At 63.0% G+C, this 1,432-nt stretch carries 2 protein-coding genes; both read left to right on the forward strand.

Annotation, left to right across the window (positions count from 1 at the left end; translation table 11 throughout):
- Positions 1-180 precede the first annotated feature (180 nt).
- On the forward strand, positions 181-498 hold the full coding sequence (gene groES / locus Q1J79_RS00065; protein ID WP_300295056.1) for a co-chaperone GroES: 318 nt from the start codon (positions 181-183) through the stop codon (positions 496-498).
- Between the two features lie 42 nt (positions 499-540).
- Positions 541-1,432: chaperonin GroEL (groEL, locus tag Q1J79_RS00070; protein ID WP_300295057.1), on the forward strand; the 892-nt coding region annotated here is incomplete at its 3' end.

The raw sequence follows: 1,432 nt of genomic DNA on the forward strand, positions 1-1,432 counted from the left end.
AAATTATGGCGGAATCCGGGCAAGGCTCCCTTGACGGGGCGGGGTAGGCTGCTTAAGTGTCTGGCGCTCTCTGATCGAGAGTGCTAACAGCCGGGCGGGATTTTGGCTTAAGCTGCTGATTTCGCTGGGCTGTACGGAATTCTGACACTGATCTATGCGACATTACTCAAGGAGGATCGCATGAAGTTTCGTCCGCTGCATGACCGCGTGGTGGTGAAGCGCGTTGCTGAAGAAGAGCGCACCGCCGGCGGCATCATCATTCCCGACAGCGCCAAGGAAAAGCCGATGCAGGGCGAGATCATCGCCGTCGGCGCCGGCGCCCGCGACGAGAATGGCAAAGTGCAGCCGCTCGACGTGAAGGTCGGCGACCGCGTGCTGTTCGGCAAGTGGTCGGGCACCGAGGTGAAGCTGGATGGCGAGGATCTCCTGATCATGAAGGAGTCCGACATCATGGGCATCATCGAAGGCACCCCCGCCAAGAAGTCCAAGGCCGCTTGATAGCGCCTATCCCTCAGACAGACATTTCAAGGAGAAACAGCAATGGCTGCTAAAGACGTCCGTTTCGGCGCCGATGCGCGCGGCAAGATGCTGCGTGGCGTCGACATCCTCGCCGATGCCGTCAAGGTCACCCTCGGCCCGAAGGGCCGTAACGTCGTGCTGGACAAGTCGTTCGGCGCTCCCCGCATCACCAAGGACGGCGTCACCGTCGCCAAGGAGATCGAGCTGAGCGACAAGTTCGAGAACATGGGCGCCCAGATGGTGCGCGAAGTGGCCTCGAAGGCGAACGACCAGGCCGGCGACGGCACCACCACCGCCACCGTGCTGGCCCAGGCCATCGTGCGCGAAGGCGCCAAGGCCGTTGCCGCCGGCATGAACCCGATGGACCTGAAGCGCGGCATCGACCTCGCCGTCGAGAAGATCGTCGAGGACGTCAAGTCCCGCGCCAAGAAGATCTCCGGCCCGAAGGAAATCGCCCAGGTCGGCACCATCTCGGCCAACGGCGACGCCGAAATCGGCGAGATGATCGCCAAGGCCATGGGCAAGGTCGGCAACGAGGGCGTCATCACGGTTGAAGAGGCCAAGAGCCTGGAGACCGAGCTGGACATCGTCGAAGGCATGCAGTTCGACCGCGGCTACCTGTCGCCGTATTTCATCACCAACGCGGAGAAGATGCTCTGCGAGATGGAAAACCCCTACATCCTGCTGCACGAGAAGAAGCTGTCGGGCCTGCAGGCCATGCTCCCGGTGCTGGAAGCCGTGGTGCAGACCGGCCGTCCGCTGCTGATCATCGCGGAAGACGTGGAAGGCGAGGCGCTGGCCACCCTGGTGGTCAACAAGCTGCGCGGCGGCCTGAAGGTTGCCGCCGTCAAGGCGCCGGGCTTCGGTGATCGCCGCAAGGCCATGCTGGAAGACATCGCCATCCTGACCGGCG

Source organism: Ferrovibrio sp., from assembly GCF_029255545.1.
Taxonomy (GTDB): domain Bacteria; phylum Pseudomonadota; class Alphaproteobacteria; order Ferrovibrionales; family Ferrovibrionaceae; genus Ferrovibrio.